21 protein-coding genes are annotated in these 21,641 nt (G+C 70.1%); all 21 read left to right on the forward strand.

Features of this window, described 5'->3' with window-relative positions:
• Positions 1-96 precede the first annotated feature (96 nt).
• On the forward strand, positions 97-1,503 hold the full coding sequence (locus INT51_RS05255; protein WP_226832015.1) for an ammonium transporter: 1,407 nt from the start codon (positions 97-99) through the stop codon (positions 1,501-1,503).
• Positions 1,500-1,838, forward strand: coding sequence for a P-II family nitrogen regulator (locus INT51_RS05260; protein WP_193104163.1), 339 nt, complete (start codon positions 1,500-1,502; stop codon positions 1,836-1,838). The genes INT51_RS05255 and INT51_RS05260 overlap by 4 nt, the downstream gene beginning before the upstream one ends.
• Entirely contained in the window at positions 1,828-4,173 is a 2,346-nt protein-coding gene (locus tag INT51_RS05265; protein ID WP_193104164.1) for an HD domain-containing protein, read from the forward strand. Before INT51_RS05260 ends, INT51_RS05265 begins: the two co-directional genes overlap by 11 nt.
• Before the next feature lie 273 nt (positions 4,174-4,446).
• Positions 4,447-6,045, forward strand: coding sequence for a signal recognition particle protein (gene ffh / locus INT51_RS05270; protein ID WP_193104165.1), 1,599 nt, complete (start codon positions 4,447-4,449; stop codon positions 6,043-6,045).
• A gap of 1,171 nt (positions 6,046-7,216) precedes the next feature.
• The gene (locus tag INT51_RS05275; protein ID WP_193104166.1) at positions 7,217-7,528 is read left to right on the forward strand and encodes a DUF559 domain-containing protein; all 312 of its coding nucleotides are present in this window, start codon (positions 7,217-7,219) and stop codon (positions 7,526-7,528) included.
• Between the two features lie 347 nt (positions 7,529-7,875).
• Positions 7,876-9,003, forward strand: a complete 1,128-nt coding sequence (locus tag INT51_RS05280) for an amidohydrolase family protein (RefSeq protein WP_193104167.1) — start codon at positions 7,876-7,878, stop codon at positions 9,001-9,003.
• A gap of 95 nt (positions 9,004-9,098) precedes the next feature.
• Positions 9,099-10,469: an Nramp family divalent metal transporter gene (locus tag INT51_RS05285; RefSeq protein WP_193104168.1), complete on the forward strand. Its 1,371-nt coding sequence runs from the start codon at positions 9,099-9,101 to the stop codon at positions 10,467-10,469.
• A 267-nt stretch (positions 10,470-10,736) separates the two neighbouring features.
• A complete protein-coding gene (gene rpsP / locus INT51_RS05290; protein WP_193104169.1) occupies positions 10,737-11,222 on the forward strand; it encodes a 30S ribosomal protein S16 in 486 nt (161 codons plus the stop codon).
• 1 nt (position 11,223) lies between these two features.
• Positions 11,224-11,466, forward strand: coding sequence for a KH domain-containing protein (locus tag INT51_RS05295; protein WP_193104170.1), 243 nt, complete (start codon positions 11,224-11,226; stop codon positions 11,464-11,466).
• A 37-nt stretch (positions 11,467-11,503) separates the two neighbouring features.
• The gene (locus tag INT51_RS05300) at positions 11,504-12,424 is read left to right on the forward strand and encodes a hypothetical protein (protein ID WP_226832001.1); all 921 of its coding nucleotides are present in this window, start codon (positions 11,504-11,506) and stop codon (positions 12,422-12,424) included.
• Positions 12,421-13,008, forward strand: a complete 588-nt coding sequence (rimM, locus tag INT51_RS05305) for a ribosome maturation factor RimM (protein WP_193104171.1) — start codon at positions 12,421-12,423, stop codon at positions 13,006-13,008. The genes INT51_RS05300 and rimM overlap by 4 nt, the downstream gene beginning before the upstream one ends.
• Positions 12,995-13,765 (forward strand): tRNA (guanosine(37)-N1)-methyltransferase TrmD, encoded by a 771-nt coding sequence (gene trmD, locus INT51_RS05310; protein ID WP_304502084.1) that lies wholly within the window; start codon positions 12,995-12,997, stop codon positions 13,763-13,765. The genes rimM and trmD overlap by 14 nt, the downstream gene beginning before the upstream one ends.
• Before the next feature lie 349 nt (positions 13,766-14,114).
• Positions 14,115-14,462: a 50S ribosomal protein L19 gene (gene rplS / locus INT51_RS05315; protein ID WP_193104172.1), complete on the forward strand. Its 348-nt coding sequence runs from the start codon at positions 14,115-14,117 to the stop codon at positions 14,460-14,462.
• Positions 14,463-14,469: 7 nt separating this feature from the next.
• Positions 14,470-15,048 carry a signal peptidase I gene (gene lepB / locus INT51_RS05320; protein WP_193104173.1) on the forward strand — a complete coding sequence of 193 codons (579 nt, stop codon included), beginning with the start codon at positions 14,470-14,472 and terminating at the stop codon, positions 15,046-15,048.
• Positions 15,049-15,078: 30 nt separating this feature from the next.
• A complete protein-coding gene (lepB, locus tag INT51_RS05325) occupies positions 15,079-15,852 on the forward strand; it encodes a signal peptidase I (protein WP_193104174.1) in 774 nt (257 codons plus the stop codon).
• Entirely contained in the window at positions 15,849-16,610 is a 762-nt protein-coding gene (locus tag INT51_RS05330; RefSeq protein WP_193104175.1) for a ribonuclease HII, read from the forward strand. The genes lepB (INT51_RS05325) and INT51_RS05330 overlap by 4 nt, the downstream gene beginning before the upstream one ends.
• A complete protein-coding gene (locus INT51_RS05335; RefSeq protein WP_076810501.1) occupies positions 16,607-16,909 on the forward strand; it encodes a DUF2469 domain-containing protein in 303 nt (100 codons plus the stop codon). Before INT51_RS05330 ends, INT51_RS05335 begins: the two co-directional genes overlap by 4 nt.
• Positions 16,910-17,335: 426 nt before the next feature.
• A complete protein-coding gene (locus INT51_RS05340; RefSeq protein ID WP_193104176.1) occupies positions 17,336-17,689 on the forward strand; it encodes a YraN family protein in 354 nt (117 codons plus the stop codon).
• Positions 17,689-19,239, forward strand: coding sequence for a YifB family Mg chelatase-like AAA ATPase (locus INT51_RS05345; protein ID WP_193104177.1), 1,551 nt, complete (start codon positions 17,689-17,691; stop codon positions 19,237-19,239). The genes INT51_RS05340 and INT51_RS05345 overlap by 1 nt, the downstream gene beginning before the upstream one ends.
• Positions 19,236-20,492 carry a DNA-processing protein DprA gene (gene dprA / locus INT51_RS05350; protein WP_193104178.1) on the forward strand — a complete coding sequence of 419 codons (1,257 nt, stop codon included), beginning with the start codon at positions 19,236-19,238 and terminating at the stop codon, positions 20,490-20,492. Before INT51_RS05345 ends, dprA begins: the two co-directional genes overlap by 4 nt.
• A gap of 40 nt (positions 20,493-20,532) precedes the next feature.
• Positions 20,533-21,582 (forward strand): tyrosine recombinase XerC, encoded by a 1,050-nt coding sequence (locus INT51_RS05355; protein WP_193104179.1) that lies wholly within the window; start codon positions 20,533-20,535, stop codon positions 21,580-21,582.
• Positions 21,583-21,641: the final 59 nt, after the last annotated feature.

Genomic DNA, 21,641 nt, shown 5'->3' on the forward strand with positions numbered 1-21,641 from the left:
GACGACCGCACGATGTGGACCACGACCTGCCAGGTCGTGCGGGCCCCGATCGCCGCGGCGATCCCGGGCCCGGCCCCACTCCTGTACGGAGCCGAGATGGAGCCCTTCACCCTCGACACGGGCGCGACCGCCTGGATCCTCGTCAGTGCTGCCCTGGTGCTGCTCATGACTCCCGGTCTGTCCCTCTTCTACGGCGGCATGGTGCGCGCACGCACCGTGCTGAACATGATGCTGATGTCCTTCAGCGCCATGGCAGTGGTCGCGATCGCCTGGACACTCGTCGGCTATTCCCTCGCCTTCGGCACCGACGTCGGCGGACTGTTCGGACATCCCCTGGAGCACTTCGGACTGGCCGGCACCGACGAGCAGTCGATCCTGGCCGGCAGCGGCGTCCCGTTCCTGGTCGCCGCCGGGTTCCAGATGACCTTCGCGATCATCTCCACGGCGTTGATCTCCGGTGCCATCGCCGACCGCGTCAAGCTCGGCACCTGGATGGTCTTCGCCCTGGTGTGGGTGGTCATCGTCTACGCGCCGCTGGCCCACATGGTGTGGGGCGGGGGACTGCTCAGCGGCGACGGGCCCTTCGCGGCGATCGCCGAGCCGGTCGACTTCGCCGGCGGCACCGTGGTGCACATCAACGCCGGCATCGCCGGGTTGGTCCTCGCCCTCATCGTCGGGGCCCGCAAGGGCTTCGGCACGCAGCCGATGAAGCCGCACAACCTCCCGCTGGTGATGCTGGGCGCGGCCCTGCTGTGGTTCGGCTGGTTCGGCTTCAACGCCGGCTCCGCCGGGACGGCCGACGCCACCGCGGGTCTGGCCTGGGTGAACACCACGGTGGCCACTGCCGGAGCAATGCTCGGCTGGGCGCTGGTCGAACGGATCCGTGACAAGCACGTCACCTCACTGGGCATGGCCTCCGGGGTCGTCGCGGGCCTGGTCGCGATCACCCCGGCCGCCGCCGCTCTGTCCCCGCTGACCGCGATCGTCCTCGGCCTCGCCGCCGGCCTCGCCTGCGCTCTCGCCGTCGGGCTGAAGTACCGCTTCGGGATCGACGACTCGCTCGACGTGGTCGGAGTCCACCTGGTCGGCGGTCTCGTCGGCACCATCGGCATCGGCTTCCTGGCTGGCGACGGGGGCCTGCTGCTGGGCGGCGGAGCGAGTCTCCTGATCGTCCAGGTTCTGGTGGCAGTGGCCGCGATGGTCATCTCCGGCGTTCTCACCGCCGTGATCGGCCTGGCCCTGAAATACACGATGGGCTGGAGGATCAGCGAGGCCGACGAGCGCGCCGGCATCGACATCGCCCACCACGCCGAGGCCGGATACGATCTCGCCGGGGCCCTTGCCACCCGTCGGGAGCGTTCGCCCGCACCGATGCCTTCTCCGTTCCCGGTGGCTGGGGACCTGACGGAGCCCCGCAACCCGGCCCCGATCGCAGGCACCTCGACCTCGACCGACATGTCGGCCGAGGACCACCGGCCAGTCACCACAGGAGAGCCCCGATGAAGCTCATCACCGCGATCATCCAGCCCCACGCCCTGCAGGCCGTCACCGATTCCCTGCGCGAGTACGGGGTCAGCGGGCTCACGATCACCGAGGTTGCCGGCTACGGCCGTCAGCGCGGGCACACCGAGGTCTACCGGGGAGCGGAATACACGATCGACACGATCCCGAAGATCAAGGTCGAAGTGCTGGCCGAGGCTGCCGACGAGGCAGCGATCGTCGACCTGGTCGTCGCGGCGTCCCGCAGCGGGCGCATCGGGGACGGCAAGGTCTGGTCCATCGACGTCGGCACCGTCGTGCGGGTCCGCACCGGTGAACGGGACGCCGATGCCCTCTGAGGGGCTTCCAGCACGTCGGATCACGCAGGTGCTCCACGACGGCTTCGCGGACCCCACCGCCGGCCCTCGCCGCAGACTCGACCAGGCCGCCCTCGTGGACGGCTGGCTGACCGAGCTGTGGGAGGGGGCCGGCGGGCCCGCATCCGGCGCGGCACTGGCCGCGATCGGTTCTCTGGGCCGTCGCGATCTCGGCCCGGGCAGCGACCTCGACCTGGTGCTCCTGCTCGAGCCCGAAGCGTTGGATGCATCGCAGTCGGAGCGTCTCGCGAGCGCCCTGTGGTATCCGATCTGGGATTCCGGCACCTCTCTCGACCACGCCGTGCGCAGCCCGGAGGAGTGCGAGGAAGTGGCCCGAGAGGATCTGCGGGCCGCGATCTCCCTGCTGGACCTGCGACCGGTCGCCGGTGATGCCGAGCTCGTCGAGGGCGCTGCCCGTCGGGTGCGAGCCCAGTGGCGGCGCCAGGCACGTCGGCGCGTCGGGGACCTCGTGGAGCTCGCCACCGACCGTTCCCACCGCTACGGTTCCCTCGCCCACTCGACCGAGCCGAACCTCAAATCCGACCGCGGAGGGCTGCGGGACGTGACCGTGATCCGGGCCCTCGCCGAGAGCTGGCTCGCCGATCACGATCACGAGGTCGTCGATGCGGCCGCCCGCACCCTGGGAGACGCCCGTGATGCCCTGCAGGCGGTCACCGGCTCCTCCGGTACCCGACTGGGGCGCCCCGACCAGGACGCCGTCGCGGCCCTGACCGGCCACGCGACGGCGGACGATCACCATGCCGTGCTCGCGGAATCCGCCCGCGCCGTGAGCTGGGAGCTGCACCGCACGGTCCGCGCCGCAGAAGCGGCCATCGCCCCCGGCGGCATCTCGACGCGCGGCGCCGGCACCGATCGTCGGCCCGCCCTGTCCCGGCTGCCGCACGGCGTGCTCGTGCAGTCCGCCGAAGTCTCCGTCGACCCGACCTCTCGGGACCTGCTGCGCGACATGGCCGCCGTCCGGCATGCAGCGGCCACCGGCCTGCCCCTGGCCGACGCCACGCTCGATCGCCTGGCCACCGGCGGCAGCGCGCCCTTGCTGCCCGCCCAGCGCGACGTGCTCGTCGACGCGCTGGCCGGGGATCACCTGGTGGACACCTACGAGGCGCTCGACGTGAAGGGTGTCTTCGCCCGGTGGATCCCCGGCTGGGCCGAGATCCGCAACCGACCGCAGCGCTCCGCAGTGCACCGTTTCACCGTGGACCGTCACCTGGTCGAGACCGTCCGTGAGGCCCAGCGCTTCCTGGCCCGCGTGAACCGGCCCGACCTGCTCCTGGTCGCGGCCCTGCTGCACGACCTCGGCAAGCGACCCGGGCAGCGCGACCACGCCGCCGAGGGTGCCCCCCTCGCGCAGACCGCGGCCCGTCATCTCGGTTTCACCATGGCCGATGCCCGCACCATCGGTCTCCTGGTGCGGGAGCACCTCACGCTGATCGGCCTCGCCACCGGCCGCGACCTCGCCGACCCAGCCACCCTGCGTGACCTGCTGCACGCGGTGGACCACGACGCCGACACGCTCGAGATCCTGAGGGCCCTCACCGAGGCCGACGCGATCGCCGCCGGGCCTGCCGCCTGGTCCACCTGGCGCGCCGACCTCGTCGACCACCTCACCGACATGGCTCGCGACGCCCTCACCGGCACCACCCCCGCTCCGAGGGTCGCGCTCACCCCGCAGCGCTCGGTGCAGGAGGCGGTGCTCGCCGCGGTCCAACGCAGCGACAGCGCCCAGGTGATCTATCCGGCACCCACCGAGAGCGAGCCGATCTCCCAGATCTGCGTCGGGGCGCCCGACGGATCCGGCGTGTTCGCGGCCATGGCGAGAGTGCTGGTGCGGATGCACCTGGACGTGCACAGCGCGGTCGTGGTCACGATGGACGGCGTCGCCGTGAACACCTGGTGGGTCGCCGCCGCGTCGTCGGACCTCCCGCACCCCTCCGTGCTGCGCAGCGCCCTGGATCGCGAACTCGCCCACCGCGACCGGGCCGACGCCCGGGTGCTCGAGCTGCCACCCCCGCCGCCACCGCGCACCACCGAGGACGCCCCGGTCGTGACCCTCCTGCCCGGCGCCTCCCGCGAGGCCACCGTGGTGCAGGTCAACGCCCGCAACCGTCCCAGTCTGCTGGCCGACGTCGCCGAGGTGATCACCGTGCACCATCTGCAACTGCGCAGCGCCCACGTGATGACCCTGGGCCAGCGTGCCGTGGACGTGCTCTACCTGACCGACCAGCACGCCCGCCCGCTCGATCCACCGTCGGTGGGCCGGATCGTCGCCGCCCTGATGGACACCGCCGCAACCTGATCCCGGGATGGCCGCTGCGTCCTGTCCGCCTCGGTCGCGTCCGGCTCAGTCCCAGCAGGCACTGCCCCAGCAGGCTCCGTCCCGGCAGGCCCTGCCCCAGCAGGCTCCGTCCTGCCGGAACGGTCACAGCCCGGTCCCGTCCGGCACCGTCGTCCCCCTGTCCCGGTCGGGCGGCGTGGCGGTTCTCTCCTGTGGCGCCGACCCTGCACCCTGGGGAGTTCAAGGCTGGCGCACTACACTGGTGCGGTCCATACGACCAAGGGGAAGCGCTTCGTGTTCAACAACCTCTCCGATCGCATCACAGCGTCGCTGAAAGGTCTGCGCGGCCATGGCCGCCTCACCGAAGCGGACGTCGACAAGACGATCCGCGAGATTCGTCGAGCCCTGCTCGACGCCGACGTCGCCGTCTCGGTGGTGCGCGACTTCACCGGCCGTGTGCGCGAGCGAGCGCTGGGTGAAGAGGTCTCCAAGGCCCTCAACCCGGCCCAGCAGATCGTCAAGATCGTCAACGACGAACTGGTCGAGGTCCTCGGCGGGGCCACCGGCGAACTGCATTGGTCGAAGAACCCGCCCACGGTGATCATGCTGGCGGGCCTGCAGGGTGCCGGCAAGACCACTCTGGCCGGCAAGCTCGCCAAGTGGATGAAGTCCGAGGGGCACACCCCGCTGCTGGTCGCTGCGGATCTTCAGCGACCCAACGCCGTGAACCAGCTCCAGATCGTCGGCGAACGGGCCGGAGTGCCGGTGTTCGCGCCCGAGCCGGGCAACGGCGTCGGCGACCCGGTGCTGGTCGCGATGAACGGTGTCTCCACCGCCCAGTTCCAGCAGCACGACGTGGTCATCGTCGATACCGCCGGCCGTCTCGGCATCGACGAGGAGATGATGCAGCAGGCGCGGGACATCCGCGACGCCATCACCCCCCAGGAGACCCTGTTCGTCGTCGACGCCATGATCGGCCAGGACGCGGCGCGGGTGGCCGAGGCCTTCCGCGACGGGGTCGGCTTCACCGGTGTCGTGCTCGCCAAGCTCGACGGCGACGCCCGCGGCGGCGCCGCCCTGTCGATCACCGGCGTCACCCAGCGCCCGATCCTGTTCGCCTCCACCGGTGAGAACGTCGACGACTTCGAGCGTTTCCACCCGGACCGCATGGCCAACCGCATCCTGGACATGGGTGACGTGCTCACCCTCATCGAGCAGGCCGAGAAGGCCTTCGATCAGGAAGAAGCAGAGAAGGCGGCCGCGAAGCTCGCCTCCGGCGAGGACTTCACCCTCGACGACTTCCTGGCACAGATGCAGCAGCTCAAGAGCATGGGCAACATCAAGAAGATGCTCGGGATGCTGCCGAACATGGGGCAGTATCGCGAGGCGCTGGAGAACTTCGATGAATCGGAGATCGGCCGCGTCGAGGCGATCATCCGCTCGATGACGCCGCAGGAGCGCAACGACCCCAAGGTCCTCAACGGGTCGCGCCGCACCCGGATCGCGCGCGGTTCGGGCACCACCGTGCAGCAGATCAACCAACTGCTCGAGCGATTCAAGCAGGCTCAGACGATGATGAAGACCATGGGCCAAGGCATGGCCGGTGGCGGCGGCGGTGGGATGCCCGGCATGCCCGGCGGCCCCGGCATGGGCATGGGCAAGAAGTCGCGCGGCAAGCAGGTTGCCCAGAAACAGGGCAAGAAGTCCAAGTCGAAGAACCCCGCCAAGGCTGCCCGCGAGCAGGCCGAGGCCGCGAAGAAGGCCGCTGCCGGCGAGGGCAAGGGCCAAGGCGGTTCCGCCTTCGGCGGCGCCGCGCAGGGTACGCCCGACGTCGCCGACTTCGACCCCAGCCAGCTGCCGCCGGAGATGCAGAAGCTGCTCGGCGGGAAGTGAGGCGACGGGCAGCTGCGGCTCCCGCCAGCCGGCCGCGCGGGCGCTCCTCAGCCCGGCCCGGCCCCGGTCCGCGCTACCTGCGGGTCGCGCCGAACGTCGACCCCCGCTGGTCGCGCCGGACGTCGACCCCCGCTGGTCGTGTCGGACGTCGACCCCCGCTGGTCGCGTCGGACGTCGGGCATCCGAGATCCGGCGCCCGGGATCCGGTGCTCCACCCGAGTTGATCGACGAGAACTTCCATTTTCTGGAAGATTTCGTCGATCAACTCGGTAGATCGGGGTGGTGAGAGGCCGTACTGGGCGTTTCGCAGAACAACTGCTCCACCGATCCTCGCCGCCATCGGCTTTGCTCCTGCCTCTGCCTCTGCCTCCGGTTCCTGGCCTCCCGGCTCGTGGTTCGTGACTCCCGGCCCCCAGCTCCTGGTTCGTGACTCCTGGTTCGTGGCTCCTCCGTCTTCGCCGTAGCACGAACGCGCCGGCAGTTCCGTTCCTCCCCAAGCGGCGTTATCCACAGCGCCGCAACTGGGGCGGATCTGGCTCTGAGGATTCGCCTACGGTCCAATGCCATGGCACTGCGACCACAGGATCTTGACGCGGGATCGATCTACTCGAGCGCGTGGCTCCGGCGGGAGCGCATGCATCCGCGATGCCTTGCGTCATCACAGATGACTCGTGTCCTGCCCGGCTTCTACACCCGTTCCGATGCTCCGGCTGACCTGCGGGCCATAGCTCTGACTGTTCAGAACTCCGTCTGCCCGGGAGCTGTGATCAGCCACGAGACGGCCGCCGAGCTCTTTGAATTCCCCCTTCCACCTGAGCTCAGCCGAGAGGGTGGAGCGTCGGTGCATTGCCGGGCCGAAAAGGGAACATCCGCTCGAGCGTCCGCACTGCTCACGGTGCACATCCGGAGTGGAGCGCCGGTGATCCGACGACATGGCGTCGTGATGTCCCATCCGGTGATCGCCCTCCAGGAGATCGCGCCGAGAATGTCATTCGGCGAGCTCGTGGCGTGTGTCGACGCTCTCGCCGCGACTCGTTTCGGAACGGCTTATCGCATACCCCTCAGTGAGATCAGGACACTCGTCGAAAGCAGGAAGGGCCGTGGCGCGTCGGCGCTGACGGAGGCAGCGACCCATGCTCGAGAGCGCGTGTGGTCCCCGAGGGAGACGACCATGCGACTGATGGTCCGCGGCCACGGGTACCCGGAGCCGTCGTTGAACCATGAGATCAGGGACCCTGCCACCGGGATCGTCTACTACATCGACCTCGCCTACCCGCAGTGGAGGGTCGCGATCGAGTACGACGGCGACGAGCATCGGACAGACAAGAGCCGATGGGAGAGTGACCTGCACAAGAACGACGTGCTGCACGCAGAGGGATGGGCCGTGCTGAGAGCATCTGCCGCAGACCTTCATCGCCCTCAGGACTTCTTCCTGCGCCTTGAGAGCGCGATTCGGGATTCTGCGAGGCGGGCGGTCGCCTGACCATCGAGGTACGACGCGTCGGTGATGCCGAGAAGGACCAACCTGTGCCTTGTGCCTTGTGCCTTGTGCCTTGTGCTCAGCGCCCAGTGTGTACAGAGTTGATCGACGAGAACTTCCAGATAGTGGAAGTTTTCGTCGATCAACTCTGGTGAGCGGGGGAGCGGGGAGAGGGGGAACGTTGAGAGCGCTGAGGTCGGCCGGGCTTGACTCGGCTGGGCCGGGCTGGGCCGGGCTGGGACGGGCTGGGCTGGGACGGGATGGGCTGGGACGGGATGGGCTGGCCCGGAGGTGCGCAGTGGCGGGGTGCCCGGGCAGCGCGGGACCCGCGGCCTCGTTAGGCTCGGACCATGAGCACCGATGCGCCCGAGAGCTCCCCGTCCCCGGTCCTGCACCTGAGGGGCCCGATCCTTCTGGGCGCCGAGCAGGAGATCACCGGCGCCTGGGTCGTCGGTGGCCGGATCCGTCATGAGCGCCCCGAGCTTCCGGCCGGGACCGAGATCCGTGAACTCGACGGCTTCGTGGTCCCCGGTCTCGCGGATCTGCACTGCCATCTCGGCATCGGGGACGACGGTGCCGGCACCACCCTGGCCACCGCCCGCGACCAGGCACTCACCGATCGCGACACCGGGGTGCTCCTCGTCCGCGACGCCGGATCGATCATCGACACCTCGTCGCTGCAGCATCACAGCGATCTCCCGCGCCTCATCCGCTGCGGGCGTCACCTCGCCCGGACCCGCCGCTACCTGCGCGGATACGCCCACGAGCTCGAGCCGGAGGAACTTCCTGCCGCGGTCACGGCCGAGGCCCGGCGCAGCGACGGCTGGGTCAAGCTGGTCGGTGACTGGATCGACCGCGACGCCGGCTACCTCACCCCGTGCTGGGACGGGGAGGACTTCGCGGCGGCCGCCCTCGCCGCGCATGAGGCCGGTGCCCGCATCACCACGCACACCTTCGATGAGGAGACTCTGCCGCTCGCCCTGGATGCCGGCTTCGACTGCCTCGAACACGCCACCGGGCTGACCGACGAGACCATCGCCCGCACCGCCGAGGCGGCCGTCCCCGTCGTCACCACCTTGGTCAACGTGGGCGAGTTCGAGTCCTACGCCGCCCAGGGGGAGACCAAGTTCCCCGCCTACGCGACGCACATGCGCCGACTGCGGGAAGCGCGCTACGACCGTACCGGCAACGCCCGGGACGCCGGGGTCGAGCTTCTGGTCGGCACCGACGCCGGGGGAGTGCTCGGCCACGGCATCATCCACGACGAGCTCGACGAACTGGCCCGGGCAGGGCTGAGCGCCACCGAGATCCTCCAGTCCGCGGCCTGGGGGCCGCGGGCCTTCCTGGGCGTCCCAGGGCTGGAGGACGGCGCCCCGGCGGACCTCCTCCTCGTGTCCGAGGATCCCCGTCAGGATCACCGCGCGCTGCGGGAGCGCAGCCACATCGTGCTGGATGGGGTCGTCGTCCTCGGGCGCTGACCATCGACGAGCCCCTCGGCGGCGTTGACGCACGGGGACGTTGACGCACGGGGACTCGGCGGGCCGAGCGCTCGCGTGACCCGTACCCTTTCCTCATGGATTCTCGGCCTGCACCGGGTGACGACGCCCGAGCCACGACCCCGCCCACCACCGACGGGGCCGGCGCCCCGGACCTCGAGGCAGCCGACGACGGCGCCCCACCCCGCTGGAAGCTGATCGGCCCGGGTCTGCTCGTCGCCGCGACCGGCATCGGCGCCGGCGACCTGGTCGCCACCCTGGTCGCGGGGTCCCGATTCGGGTATGCGCTCCTGTGGGCCGCCGTCGCGGGCGTGATCATCAAGATCTTCCTCGTCGAGGGCGCCGGCCGCTGGACCCTCGCCACCGGTCACTCGATCTTCGAAGGGTGGCGGCGGCTGGGGCGCTGGACCTCCTTCTACTTCGGTCCGTACATCGTCATCTGGGGCTTCGTGTACGGCGCGACGGCCATGTCGGCCTCCGCGCTGCCGCTGGTCGCCCTCGTCCCCCAGCTGCCGGTCATCGGTGACATCGAGTGGATCGCGCAGATCCCGTTGATCGTCTATGCGATCCTCACCGGACTGATCGGGGCCGCGCTGGTGTGGTTCGGTCACTACCGTCGGCTCGAGCTGCTCGTCGCGGTCCTGGTCGGGGTCATGTTCGTGACCGTCGTCGGCGCCGCGGTCGTCACGGTTCCGAACCTCGGGCAGATCGCGACGGGTCTGGTCCCGCGGATCCCCGAGGGAGGGCTCCTCTACACGCTGAGCATCGCGGGCGGCGTGGGCGGGACCATCACCCTGGCCGCCTACGGGTACTGGCTCACGGAGAAGGGCTGGTCCACCCCGCGCTGGATGAAGGTCATGCGTCTGGACAACGCGATGGCCTACGTGCTCTCCGGGATCTTCGTGATCGCGATGATGGTCGTCGGCGCCGAGCTGCTGTACTCCTCGGGCCTCGCGATCGGGGAGGGCGAGCAGGGGCTCGTCGATCTCGCGGACGTGCTCGCGGACCGCTACGGCGAGGCCATGAGCTACGTCTTCCTGATCGGCTTCTGGGCCTCGTCGTTCTCCTCGGTCCTCGGAGTCTGGAACGGGGTCTCGATCATGTTCGCCGACTTCCTCGGGGCGGCCCGCAAACTGCCCGAGGGTCATCGCGATCGCGGGATCGGCGGGCGCTACTACCGCTTCTACGTCCTCTGGCTGACCTTCCCGCCGATGCTCCTGCTCCTGCTCGGCAAGCCGGTGCAGGTGATCGTGGCCTATGGCGTGCTCGGCTCCCTGTTCATGCCGTTCCTTGCCCTGACCCTGCTGTTCCTGCTGAACTCGCGGCACGTGCCTGCGCCCTGGCGCAACGGGTGGGTGCTGAACCTGGTGCTCGCCGTGGTGGCGATGCTGTTCCTCGTCCTCGGCGTGAACCAGTTGATCGGTGCGATCGCGGGTCTCGGCGGTTGAGGCCCCGGGCCGTTCATCGGTGCCCAGGGGTGCGACGATCGGCGTCGTCGTCGCCGCTGTTCCCCTCTCGCAAGGGCAGCTGTGCCCCGGGGCACACCGGCACGGGTGGTGCGCCGGTCCGGATCCCTGGCATAATAATTGCCTGTATGCGCTCAGGCCGGCCCTCTACCTGCCTGAGCACGACACCCCGAGAACCGTCAGCGCCCGCATCACCCCACAGGCTGCGGCGGGACTCACCCGATCATCCCTGAAGGAGAGTCCACCCACGTGGCTGTCAAGATCCGACTGAAGCGCATGGGCAAGATCCGTGCACCGTTCTACCGCATCGTCGTCGCCGACTCGCGCAAGAAGCGCGACGGCGCCGTGATCGAGGAGATCGGCCTGTACCACCCGACCGAGGACCCCTCGGTCATCGAGGTCGAGTCCGAGCGTGCGCAGTACTGGCTCGGTGTGGGCGCACAGCCCACCGAGCAGGTCGCTGCCCTCCTCAAGATCACCGGTGACTGGCAGAAGGCCAAGGGTGAGAGCGACGCCGTCGGCTCCCTGAAGACCGCCGAGACCCGCAAGACCGCCGACGAGCTCATCGCCGACGCCGACAAGGCCGCGGTCGAGTCCCGCGCCGGGGCGAAGAAGGCCAAGGACGCCGAGGCGACCGCCGCCGAGGAGCCCGCCGTCGAGGCCGGTTCCGAGGAAGCGCCCGCCGAGGGCGAGACCACCGAGGACGCCGAAGCCGCCACGACCGACAAGGCTTGAGATGAGCGCCCGCGCCGAAGCCCTCGACCACCTCGTTCGCGGCATCGTCGATGATCCCGAGGCCGTGGGCGTGACCGAGAAGGACACTCGTCGCGGCCCGCTGCTCGAGGTCCGGGTCGGCGCCGCCGATCTGGGCCGCGTCATCGGCCGGTCCGGTCGCACCGCCCGTGCCCTGCGCACGGTCACCGCGGCCCTCTCGGATGATGACGTGCGCGTCGACATCGTCGACGTCGACCGGCGCTGAGGTGCCCCGTACGACCTCACGGAGCGGCACTGCTGGCATGAATGACGTGCCCCAGCAGTGCCGCTCCTGGCATGCACGGGCCCTGTCCGGTCCGGCCCGCGTCCGCGCCTCAGTCGCCCTGCTGGGCACCGTTCTGGTGCTGGCGGGATGCACCACCGCTGCGGGAGACCCCGAGCAGACGACCGGGCCCGAGGTCGCACGAACGGCCGAGTCCACCACCCCTGAACCAGCCCTCGCCGCCGCCTGCGAAGAGTTCTGGGACGACCCGGACTACACCGCGCCGTTGTCCCGCGTGATTCTGGACCGCGCCGCCACCGCTCCGGATGCGGGACCGTCGGACCCCTTCTTCTACGCCATGACCGGCGATGATATCGAGGCAGTCTTCGACAGCGCCCCGGAGGGTGCACAGCAGGCCGCGACGGAGCTGGCCGACTGGTTCCGCAGCGAACCCGAGCAGGGGGCGGAGGCCGATCGCGACGGCTTCCGTGCCGCCTGGGAAGGCATGGCCGGCGCCTGTGCGGATGCCTCGGTCGCTGCTGCCTGGGCGCAGCAGTCCGGCGAGGACGGCACCAAGCCTGCGGCCCTGACCTGCGCCGATGTGTTCGACACCCCGGGCACTCTGACCCATTTCGGTAACGCCAACGTCCTGACCTCGAACATGTTCAAGCTCGTCGGTCTCAGTGCGCGCACCGTTCCTTCGGATCGCAGCGCGGACGTGCAGGCCACGGCCGATCTGCTGGCCGGCGAGATCGCCGCGACCGATGACGACGACGTCCGCGCGGCCCTCGAACAGGTGCGCGCCCCCTTCCAGGACGCCCTGGACGGCGATGCCGCGTCCGAGGGGCTGCGCGAACCCCTGACCCAGCTCGGCACGGCGTGCGACGCCGTCGGGTACTCCTCGCCCGACCCCGGGGAGATCGAGAGCGGCGACGCCGCAGAAGAGGGAGGACTGGTATGAGCACTCTGGACGTCATCGTCGCCACGATCGGCAAGGCGCACGGGCTGCGCGGGGAGGTCGCGCTGAATCTGCGCACCGACCAGCCCGAGGAGCGGTTCCAGCCCGGCGTGGCCTTCGAGGTCGACACCCCCGCGGGACCACGGACCCTCACCGTGCTCGGCACGCGAGCGCAGCAGGACCGCTGGTACGTGACGTTCGACGAGGTCGCTGACCGCACGGACGCCGAATCGCTGCGGGGCGTGGAGCTCGCTCTGGCCGTGGACGCCACCGAGGAGGCCGACGAGGACCCTGACGCCTGGTACCCCTCCCAGCTCAAGGGCCTGGCGGTGCGCCACGTCGACGGTCGCGACCTCGGTACCGTCCTCGGCGTCGACCACTACCCGGCCCAGGATCTGCTGGTGGTGCGCACGCCGGACCAGAGGCGGGTGCAGCTGCCGCTGGTCGAGCAGCTCGTGCCCGAGGTGGACGTCGCGGCAGGCGTCGTCATCGCGAACCCTCCCGGCGGGCTCTTCGACGAACTCCCCGAGGACGAGCGGGGCCCCGAACCCGAGACCTCCGCACCCTCGTCGCGTGAGCAGCGCTGAGACCCCGATGCGCCTCGACGTCCTCACCATCTTCCCGGAGTACCTGGCCCCGCTCGAGCTGTCCCTGATCGGGAAGGCCCGTCGCGACGGGCTCGTCGATCTCCAGGTCCACGACCTGCGCACCTGGACCCACGACCGTCATCGCACCGTCGATGATTCCCCGCTGGGCGGGGGAGCGGGGATGGTCATGAAGCCCGAGCCCTGGGCGGAGGCCTTCGCCGCGGTGCGCGCCGCCGGCCAGGAGGAGCTCGGGGCCGACGTCGAACCCCTGGTCGTGTTCCCCAATCCAGCTGGCGCCCCGTTCGCCCAGGCCACCGCTCAGGAATGGTCCCAGTGCGAGTGGATCATCTTCGCCTGTGGCAGGTACGAGGGCATCGACGAACGCGTCTACGAGCATCTCGCCGACACCGGCTACGAGATCGCGCTGGCCTCCCTCGGCGACTACGTCCTCAACGGGGGAGAGGTCGCGGTCCTGGCGATCACCGAAGCCGTGGTGCGGCTGGTTCCCGGGGTCGTCGGCAACGCCGAGAGCCTCGTCGAGGAATCCCACTCCGACGGACTGCTCGAATACCCGCTCTACACCCGCCCTGCGACCTGGACCGACCCCGTCGGCGTCGTCCGCGAGGCACCGCCGATCCTGCTCTCGGGCGACCACGCGAAGATCGCCGCCTGGCGCCGGGAGCAATCCGTGCAGCGCACGGGAGACCGTCGGCCGGATCTGCTCGGGACACCCGACTCCGCGGGCACCGCGTCCTGAAGCTGGGGCCGCCGGGGGCCAGAGGACCCCGCACACCGGACCCCGTGACGGATCCGACACTCTGAGCTCGCGCTGACCAGGGTGATCGTGGGAGCTGGGGCTTGCCGCGCTCACGACGCGCTGGCAGAATGACCCCTTGTGCACACCGCGCGTGCCTCTGCCTCAGGGGAGGGACGCACCAAGCGGTCGGGCAGGTCCGTGGCGATGGGAGTTGCTGCCAGAGGCCCAGCACACCGGCACGAGGAGCCTGCTCCTCGCCGGATCGACAGTTCATGACGGGCGACCCGGTCACCCCGGGAAGACCCACGAACGAAGCTGTCCGACCTGAGGCGGAGGGCTGGAGATACAGATGCAGAAGCTCGATGAGCTCGACAAGGCGTCCCTGCGCGAAGACGTCCCCGATTTCCGCGCCGGCGACAACATCAAGGTGCACGTGAAGGTCATCGAGGGCAACCGCTCTCGTATCCAGATCTTCCAGGGCTACGTCATCGGCCGTCAGGGCCACGGCGTCGGCGAGACGTTCCGCGTTCGCAAGATCTCCTTCGGCGTCGGCGTGGAGCGCGTGTTCCCCGTCCACGCTCCGACCGTCGACAAGATCGAGGTCATCACCCGCGGCGACGTGCGCCGCGCGAAGCTGTACTACCTGCGCAAGCTCACGGGCAAGAAGGCCCGCATCAAGGAGAAGCGCAACTTCTGATCCGGGAATGACCCGCGACACCGCGAACAGACGGCGGCGGCCCCACCCTGTGGTGGCCGCCGCCGTCTGTGTCGTGCTGCTCCTGATCGGCGCCGGGGCCGTGCGGTACTTCGTGATCCAGCCGTTCCGCGTGCCCTCTGCCTCGATGGAGCCTGCGCTGACGGTGGGTGACGTGATCCTGGCGGATCGTTCCGAGCGCGGCAGCGCCGAGCGCGGCGAGATCGTCGTCTTCGACGGCACCGGGTACTTCGCCCCCTCGGCGGCGGACGGCGATCGGTACTGGGTCAAACGCGTCGTCGCCCTCGGCGGAGACCGGGTGCGATGCTGCGATTCCGGCGGCTCCCTCACGATCGACGGCGTCCCGCTGGAGGAGCCGTACCTGGCCGACGGCACCGTTGCCAGCACGATCGAGTTCGACCTGGAAGTTCCCGAGGGCCGCATGTTCGTGCTCGGTGACAACCGTGTCGATTCCACGGACTCTCGGCATCTGCTCGGCTCGCCCGGTGGCGGGATGATCCCGGTGGACCGTGTCGTAGGCGACGTCGACCTCATCGTGTGGCCTCTCACTCGTCGCGGTGAGCTGTGATCCGCAGATTGTGCGGATAAGATCGCCGCGATGAACGCGTCCGATGAAACCCGCCCTGCAGTGTCCGAGCCCGAGGACGCCCTATCCGGCGAGGACGCCTCCGGTGGGCACCGCGACGCGCAGCGGGCCCCTCGTCGCCAGCGCATGCCGCTCTGGCTGGACACCATGGTCACCATGGCCGTGGCACTGGTCATCGCCGTGCTGGTCAAGACGTTCCTGATCCAGCCGTTCTACATCCCCTCCGCCTCGATGAACCCCACGCTGCTCCAGGACGACAAGATCCTGGTGTCCAAGCTGACGCCCGGCGTGTTCGATCTGCACCGCGGCGACGTCATCGTCTTCGAGGACCCCGACAACTGGATCCCGGGCGACGCCACCGAGAACCCCACCCCGCGAGTGCGGGTGATGATGGTGCTCAGCATGGTCGGGCTCGCCCCGGACCCGTCGCAGGACCACCTGGTCAAACGATTGATCGGCCTTCCCGGCGACCATGTCGTCTGCGCGGATCAGGGCGCTGCCCTCGAGGTCAATGGTGTTGCGCTCGAGGAGCCGTACATCAACTCTGGGACGTCTGCATGCCAGGCCGCGTTCGATGTCACCGTGCCCGAGGACAGGGTCTGGGTGATGGGCGACAACCGGCATGCCTCCGCGGACTCCGCGTGGCACGAGTCCCAGGGTGAGAACGGGTTCGTCCCCGAAGCCAATATCACCGGGAAGGCCGAGGTCATCTTCTGGCCCGCCGGCCGCTGGACCGGCCTCGGCGAGGGCCGCGATGCCTTCGCCGACGTGCTCGATCAGCCGTGACCGGCGCGGCACCCACCCTCGACGTCGAGCTCGCCCTGGCGGCCCGCTGCGGGCCGGGACGACGCATCGTCGTCGGGATCGACGAGGTCGGTCGCGGGGCCCTGGCCGGCCCCGTCGCGATCGGCGCCTGCGCCCTCGAGGTCATCGACGGACGCGCCGGGACCCTGCCCGAGGGTGTGCGGGACTCCAAGAAGCTCACCGCGCGTCGCCGGGAGGCACTGGTCGATCCGATCCTGGAATCGGTGCACGCCGGCGCCGTGGGCTGGGCGAGCGCGGCAGAAGTCGATGAGATCGGCATCATCGGCGCCCTGACCCGCGCTGCGCTGCGCGCCCTCGACGGCCTCGACATCCCGATCGACGCGATCCTCCTGGACGGGAACGTCGATGTGCTCTCTGCGGAGCTGGTCGCGACCGGCCGGGCCACCCCGCTGGTCGAGCTGCGGGTCGCCGCCGATCGCGACTGTGCCAGCGTGGCCGCCGCCAGCATCCTCGCGAAGGTGGCCCGGGACGCACGGATGGTCGAGTTCGATGAGCTGGCTCCCGAGTACTGCTGGGCGTCCAACAAGGGGTACGGCTCGGCCGTGCACCGGGAGGCGATCGATCGTCTGGGTGCGCATGAGCATCACCGTCGCAGCTGGCGACTGGGGTCCGCTCCGGCCCCGCTCCCGGCCCTGCCCACGGCATCCGGCCCCGCTGGCGTACTGTGGGGCGACCAGTGGCATCCCCATCAGGACCAGCAGAAGGAGGAGCGTCGGTGAGCGCGCAGGATCTCGAGAATTACGAGTCCGACCTCGAACTCCAGCTTTTCCGCGAGTACCGCGACGTGGTCAGCCTGTTCACCTACGTGGTCGAGACAGAACGTCGCTTCTATCTCGCCAATCAGGTCGACCTGCAGGTCCGTTCCGGCGGCGGTGAGGTCTTCTACGAGCTGCGCCTGGCCGACGTGTGGGTCTGGGACATCTACCGCTCCAACCGCTTCGTGCGATCGGTGCGCGTGGTGACGTTCAAGGACGTCAACATCGAAGAGCTCAACAAGCCTGACATCTCGCTGCCCTGAGCGGCGGCCGGCTGCAGCCGTCTGTCAGCGCCTCCGCTGACGGTGGTGCACCGCACTGCGGCTCGCGCTCGGGTCAGCGCATGACGCCGCCGATCATCGTTCCTCCCCAGAGGGTGCTTGTCCCCAACGCCGGCACGCGCCGTGCGCTGAAGCGGGCGCCGAGCCAGGCTGACGGGCATGAACTCCCTCGCCTCCGCCCCGCCACCCACGTCAGACGGTGACCTGCGCCCACGCCCTCCGACCGCGGCCGCGACCACCGAGAGAACCGATCCACCACGGAGGGCCGAGGCAGCGAGTACGACATCGGGTGAGCCCGTCGCCGACGACGTCGCCGGCTCTGCAGCCCGCCCGCGCATTCCCGGCCCCGCGGCCGATCCGCCTGTCGCCGGCCCCTCGGCTCCACCCCGGCAGCGCCGGGTCGCAGAGATGTCCACGACTGAGCTGGGCCGGGCGGGGGAGGACCTCGCCGCCGAGCACCTGGTCGCCTGTGGCTGGCAGATCATCGAGCGCAACCTGCGGCTGAACCAAGGGGAGCTGGACATCGTCGCCCTCGCCCACACCACGCTCGTCTTCGTCGAGGTCAAGACGCGACGCACATTCGTCACCGGGGTTCCACAGGCCGCCGTGACCCCCGCCAAACTGCGTCGCCTGCGACGTCTCGCCGGGGAGTACCTCATGGAGCGCTCCACCCCGCACCGGGATGTCCGTATCGATGTGGTCGCCGTCCACGCACACCTCGACGGCACGTTCTCCCTCGAGCACCTCGAAGCGGTCTCCTGATGGGGCATGCGCGCACGCTCTCGATCAGTCTCACCGGCCTCGACGGAACCTTGGTCGAAGTGGAGGCCGACGTCTCCCCGGGGCTGCCCGCCTTCTCCCTCGTGGGCCTGCCGGATTCTTCGATGCTGCAGGCCAGGGAGAGGGTCCGGGCAGCCGCAGCCCGCAGCGGTGTTCGTCTTGCTCCCCGTCGCATCACCGTGAACATGACGCCTGCGTGGCAGCCCAAGCATGGCTCCGGGTTCGACCTCGCCATCGCCATGGCGGTCGTGGACGCGCAAGGCGATCTGCTGGTCCATCTCCCGGGAGACACCGTCGTGCTGGGCGAGCTGGGACTGGATGGCCGTGTCCGCCCGATCCCCGGGGTGCTTCCGGCTCTGCTGGCAGCCCGCTCCTTGGGGATCAACCGGGCCATCGTTCCCGAGCAGAACCTGCCGGAGGCACGGCTGGTCGACGGGGTCGAGGTTGACGGTGCCGCGGACCTGACCGGCGTCCTGCATCGTTTCGGCGCCGACGTCCCTCCCTCGCCGGAGCGCCAGCTGCTGGACCTGGCGCGCCCGAGCGATGAGGGCGAGCGCACCCATGCGTCGGGCTCACCGCCGGCGGACTTCGCAGATGTCGTCGGGCAGGCCCAGGCCCGTCGCGCCGCCGAGGTCTCTGCCGCGGGTGGGCACCACCTGCTGCTGATGGGCCCGCCGGGCGCGGGCAAGACGATGATCGCCTCGCGCATCCCGGGAATCCTCCCCGAGCTCGCTGTCGAGGAGTCCTTGACGGTCTCCGCGATCCATTCCCTCGCCGGCCGCTTCGACGCCCACGACGGGCTGCGCCGCTCGGCACCGTTCGAAAGCCCCCATCACACGGCGACCACTGCCGCCGTCGTGGGCGGAGGCTCCGGGCTTGCACGGCCCGGCGCGATCTCCCGGGCCCATGCCGGAGTGCTCTTCCTCGATGAGGCCCCTGAGTTCCCCTCCCGCGTGCTCGAGGCGTTGCGCGAGCCGCTGGAGACCGGGGACATCACCCTCCACAGGGCTCGGGGAGTCACCCGTTACCCGGCGCGATTCCAACTCGTGCTCGCGGCCAATCCCTGCCCGTGCGGGATGTCCTGGGGCAAGGGCGCCGACTGCACCTGCACTCCGTTGCAGCGTCGCCGCTACCTGGCCAGATTGTCCGGACCGGTCCTTGATCGCATCGACATGCGGGTCCACGTGGGCCCGGTGAACATTCACCTCAGCAACGATCATGACGCCGAACCCAGCGCGGTCATCGCCCAGCGCGTGCTCGCAGCTCGACAGCGGCAGCGCCGACGCTTCGAGAATCATCCCTGGACGCTCAACGCGCAGCTGCCCGGCCCGCGACTACGACGCGATTTCGCCCCCGAACCGTCCGAGCGCCGTCTGCTCGACCACGCCGTCGCCCAGGGTCGCCTCACCCTGCGCGGGCACGACCGAGTCCTGCGACTGGCCTGGACCCTTGCCGACCTCGACGGGGCCGACCGCCCTGGCGCCGACCACATCGGCCATGCCCTCACCTTGCGCGAAGGAGAACCGCGATGACGACCTGGACCACTCCGGCGGAACCCACAGACCCGGAAGGCTCCGGCCAGCACCGCGACCGGGCACGCCGCAGGGACGATCGCATCGCCCGCATCACCTGGTCCCTGATCGCCGAGCCCGCGGATTCGATCGCTCTGCTGGCGCGCAACGAGCTGGGCGCCGCGGGCGCTCTGACGCTCGCCCGCGAGGGCACCGAGACCGAACTGCTGGCACGGCTCGGTGGTGACCTTCCGACGGATGTCGCCGAACCTGGCTCCGGGACGCATCGTCTGCGGGCCCGCCGCGCTTTGGCCCGCTGGCGCGCGCGGCTGCACGGGCTCGATATCGATGCCGTCCTGGACGACGCTGATCGACGGCGGATTCGGGTCCTCACTCCCGATGACCAGGAATGGCCCGTGCTGCTCGACGATCTGCAGGAGACCAGCCCTCATTGCCTGTGGATCCACGGCCCTGGTCGCCTGGACGAATTAGCGGCCGGCAGGACTGCTGCGATCGTCGGCTCCCGCGCGTCGACCCCCTACGGGGAGGACGCTGCCGCGTCCTTCGGAGCGGACTTCGCAGCGCGCGGCGGCACCGTGGTCTCCGGCGGCGCCTACGGGATCGATGCCGCCGCCCATCGGGGTGCTCTCGCGGCCGACGGAGGTGCCACGATCGGCGTTCTCGCGGGCGGACTCGACCGGCTGTACCCGCGCGGGAACACGGAGCTGCTCGAACGGATCCGCGAGCGCCACCTGCTGCTCAGCGAGGCGCCGCCGGGGACGGCGCCCACCCGATGGCGGTTCCTGGCCCGCAATCGCCTGATCGCTGCGCTCTCGCAGATAGTGGTGGTCGTCGAAGCGTCCTGGCGATCCGGAGCACTGTCCACCGCCCGCCTGGCCGACCAGCTCTCGCGGCCGGTCGGAGCTGTCCCGGGCCCGATCACCTCCGCGGCGAGCGCTGGGTGCCACCGGCTGATCCGCGAGCGAGGAGCGGTGATGATCACCGAATCGAGCGACCTGCTCGACCTGCTGCCGGGCGGGCCCGCCGCAGCGGAAGGGAGCTTCGCGGTACAGGACGAACTGGACCTGCTCAGCCCCGCCGACCGACGAGTCCTGGACGCCGTGCCACCGCGCTCCCGTCTCGGCATCGAGCAGATCGCCCGCGAGATCGGATTCGAGCCCCTCGAGGTCGAGTCCGCGCTGGCTCGCCTGGCACTGCTGGGTCTCGTGGAGAGGGCAGGGGAGCGGTTCCGACGCGCCCGTCCCGATCGCTGACACCCGGCCAGGGGAAGCCTCATGGGCGACACTGGGTCGTATGAGCAACGATCCGCGAGGCGCCGACGAGGCGGTCGTGCATGCCTTCGCCGAGCATCTCCGTCTCGAACGGGGGCGCTCGGAGCACACGGTGCGTGCCTATCACCGTGAAGCCGCCGATCTGCTCGAGCACCTGCGCGTGATCGAGCGCATCGAGCCATCCGAGCTCGATGTCGCTGCACTGCGCTCGTGGCTGGCGGCGCGATCGGAGACCGGTGCGGGAGCGAGCACCCTCGCCCGCTCTGCGGCTGCGGCCCGGACCTTCACCACCTGGCTCGCCGCCACGGGACGGATTCCGCACGACGTCGGAGGACGGCTGAAGGCCCCGCGGCGCGGCCGCCACCTGCCCACGGTGCTCTCCGGTGACCAGGCCGCAGACCTGCTCGATACGGCAGCCAGGCCGGAACACCGCCACCAGCAGGAACCCCGCGACGGGCAGGACAGCCTCCCCGGCGCCGCTGCGCAGCCTGAGAGCAGCGCGGGGCGTCCTGCAGAGGCCGAGCATGCGGCCGATCCCGTCGCGCGCGCGGTGCTGCTGCGTGATGCCGCCGTGCTCGAGCTGCTCTATTCCTCCGGCCTGCGGGTCTCCGAGCTGGTCGCCCTGAATCGCACCGGTATCGACCGTGCACAGCGCACCGTCCGGGTGCGCGGCAAGGGGGACAAGGAACGGATCGTCCCGGTCGGTGTTCCCGCGCTGGACGCCGTGGAGCAGTGGGAGGTATGGGGGCGGCCCGTCCTCGCAGACCGCAGTGCGAGTTCTGCCACGAACAAGGGTGAGGCCCTGTTCCTGGGCGTGCGAGGAGGCCGGCTCGGCGATCGCGCGGTGCGCACCGTGATCGACCGCTATGCGACCCGGGCCGGTATCGCCAAGCACGTCTCCCCGCACACCTTGCGCCACAGCGCCGCCACCCATCTCGTCGAAGGCGGAGCCGACCTGCGCAGCGTGCAGGACTTCCTCGGGCATTCCTCGCTCGCCACCACGCAGATCTACACGCACGTCAGCGCCGACCGGCTGCGGCGAACGATCGACCAGGCCCACCCGCGGGCCTGAGCGGCCAGATCCACTCGCGGACCCAGATTGTGCGCCGATCCCGTGCTGTTCCTGTTCAC

The organism is Brachybacterium sp. FME24, from assembly GCF_014897705.1.
In the GTDB taxonomy this organism is placed as follows: Bacteria; Actinomycetota; Actinomycetes; order Actinomycetales; family Dermabacteraceae; genus Brachybacterium.

Bases quoted from the DNA above. Each gene is read 5' to 3' on its own strand.
- INT51_RS05255 (WP_226832015.1), top strand. From the start codon at position 97: ATGGAGCCCTTCACCCTCGACACGGGCGCGACCGCCTGGATCCTCGTC.
- INT51_RS05260 (WP_193104163.1), top strand. From the start codon at position 1,500: ATGAAGCTCATCACCGCGATCATCCAGCCCCACGCCCTGCAGGCCGTC.
- INT51_RS05265 (WP_193104164.1), top strand. From the start codon at position 1,828: ATGCCCTCTGAGGGGCTTCCAGCACGTCGGATCACGCAGGTGCTCCAC.
- INT51_RS05275 (WP_193104166.1), top strand. From the start codon at position 7,217: ATGCGACTGATGGTCCGCGGCCACGGGTACCCGGAGCCGTCGTTGAAC.
- INT51_RS05280 (WP_193104167.1), top strand. From the start codon at position 7,876: ATGAGCACCGATGCGCCCGAGAGCTCCCCGTCCCCGGTCCTGCACCTG.
- INT51_RS05285 (WP_193104168.1), top strand. From the start codon at position 9,099: ATGGATTCTCGGCCTGCACCGGGTGACGACGCCCGAGCCACGACCCCG.
- INT51_RS05295 (WP_193104170.1), top strand. From the start codon at position 11,224: ATGAGCGCCCGCGCCGAAGCCCTCGACCACCTCGTTCGCGGCATCGTC.
- INT51_RS05300 (WP_226832001.1), top strand. From the start codon at position 11,504: ATGAATGACGTGCCCCAGCAGTGCCGCTCCTGGCATGCACGGGCCCTG.
- rimM (WP_193104171.1), top strand. From the start codon at position 12,421: ATGAGCACTCTGGACGTCATCGTCGCCACGATCGGCAAGGCGCACGGG.
- rplS (WP_193104172.1), top strand. From the start codon at position 14,115: ATGCAGAAGCTCGATGAGCTCGACAAGGCGTCCCTGCGCGAAGACGTC.
- lepB (WP_193104173.1), top strand. From the start codon at position 14,470: ATGACCCGCGACACCGCGAACAGACGGCGGCGGCCCCACCCTGTGGTG.
- lepB (WP_193104174.1), top strand. From the start codon at position 15,079: ATGAACGCGTCCGATGAAACCCGCCCTGCAGTGTCCGAGCCCGAGGAC.
- INT51_RS05340 (WP_193104176.1), top strand. From the start codon at position 17,336: ATGTCCACGACTGAGCTGGGCCGGGCGGGGGAGGACCTCGCCGCCGAG.
- INT51_RS05345 (WP_193104177.1), top strand. From the start codon at position 17,689: ATGGGGCATGCGCGCACGCTCTCGATCAGTCTCACCGGCCTCGACGGA.
- dprA (WP_193104178.1), top strand. From the start codon at position 19,236: ATGACGACCTGGACCACTCCGGCGGAACCCACAGACCCGGAAGGCTCC.
- INT51_RS05355 (WP_193104179.1), top strand. From the start codon at position 20,533: ATGAGCAACGATCCGCGAGGCGCCGACGAGGCGGTCGTGCATGCCTTC.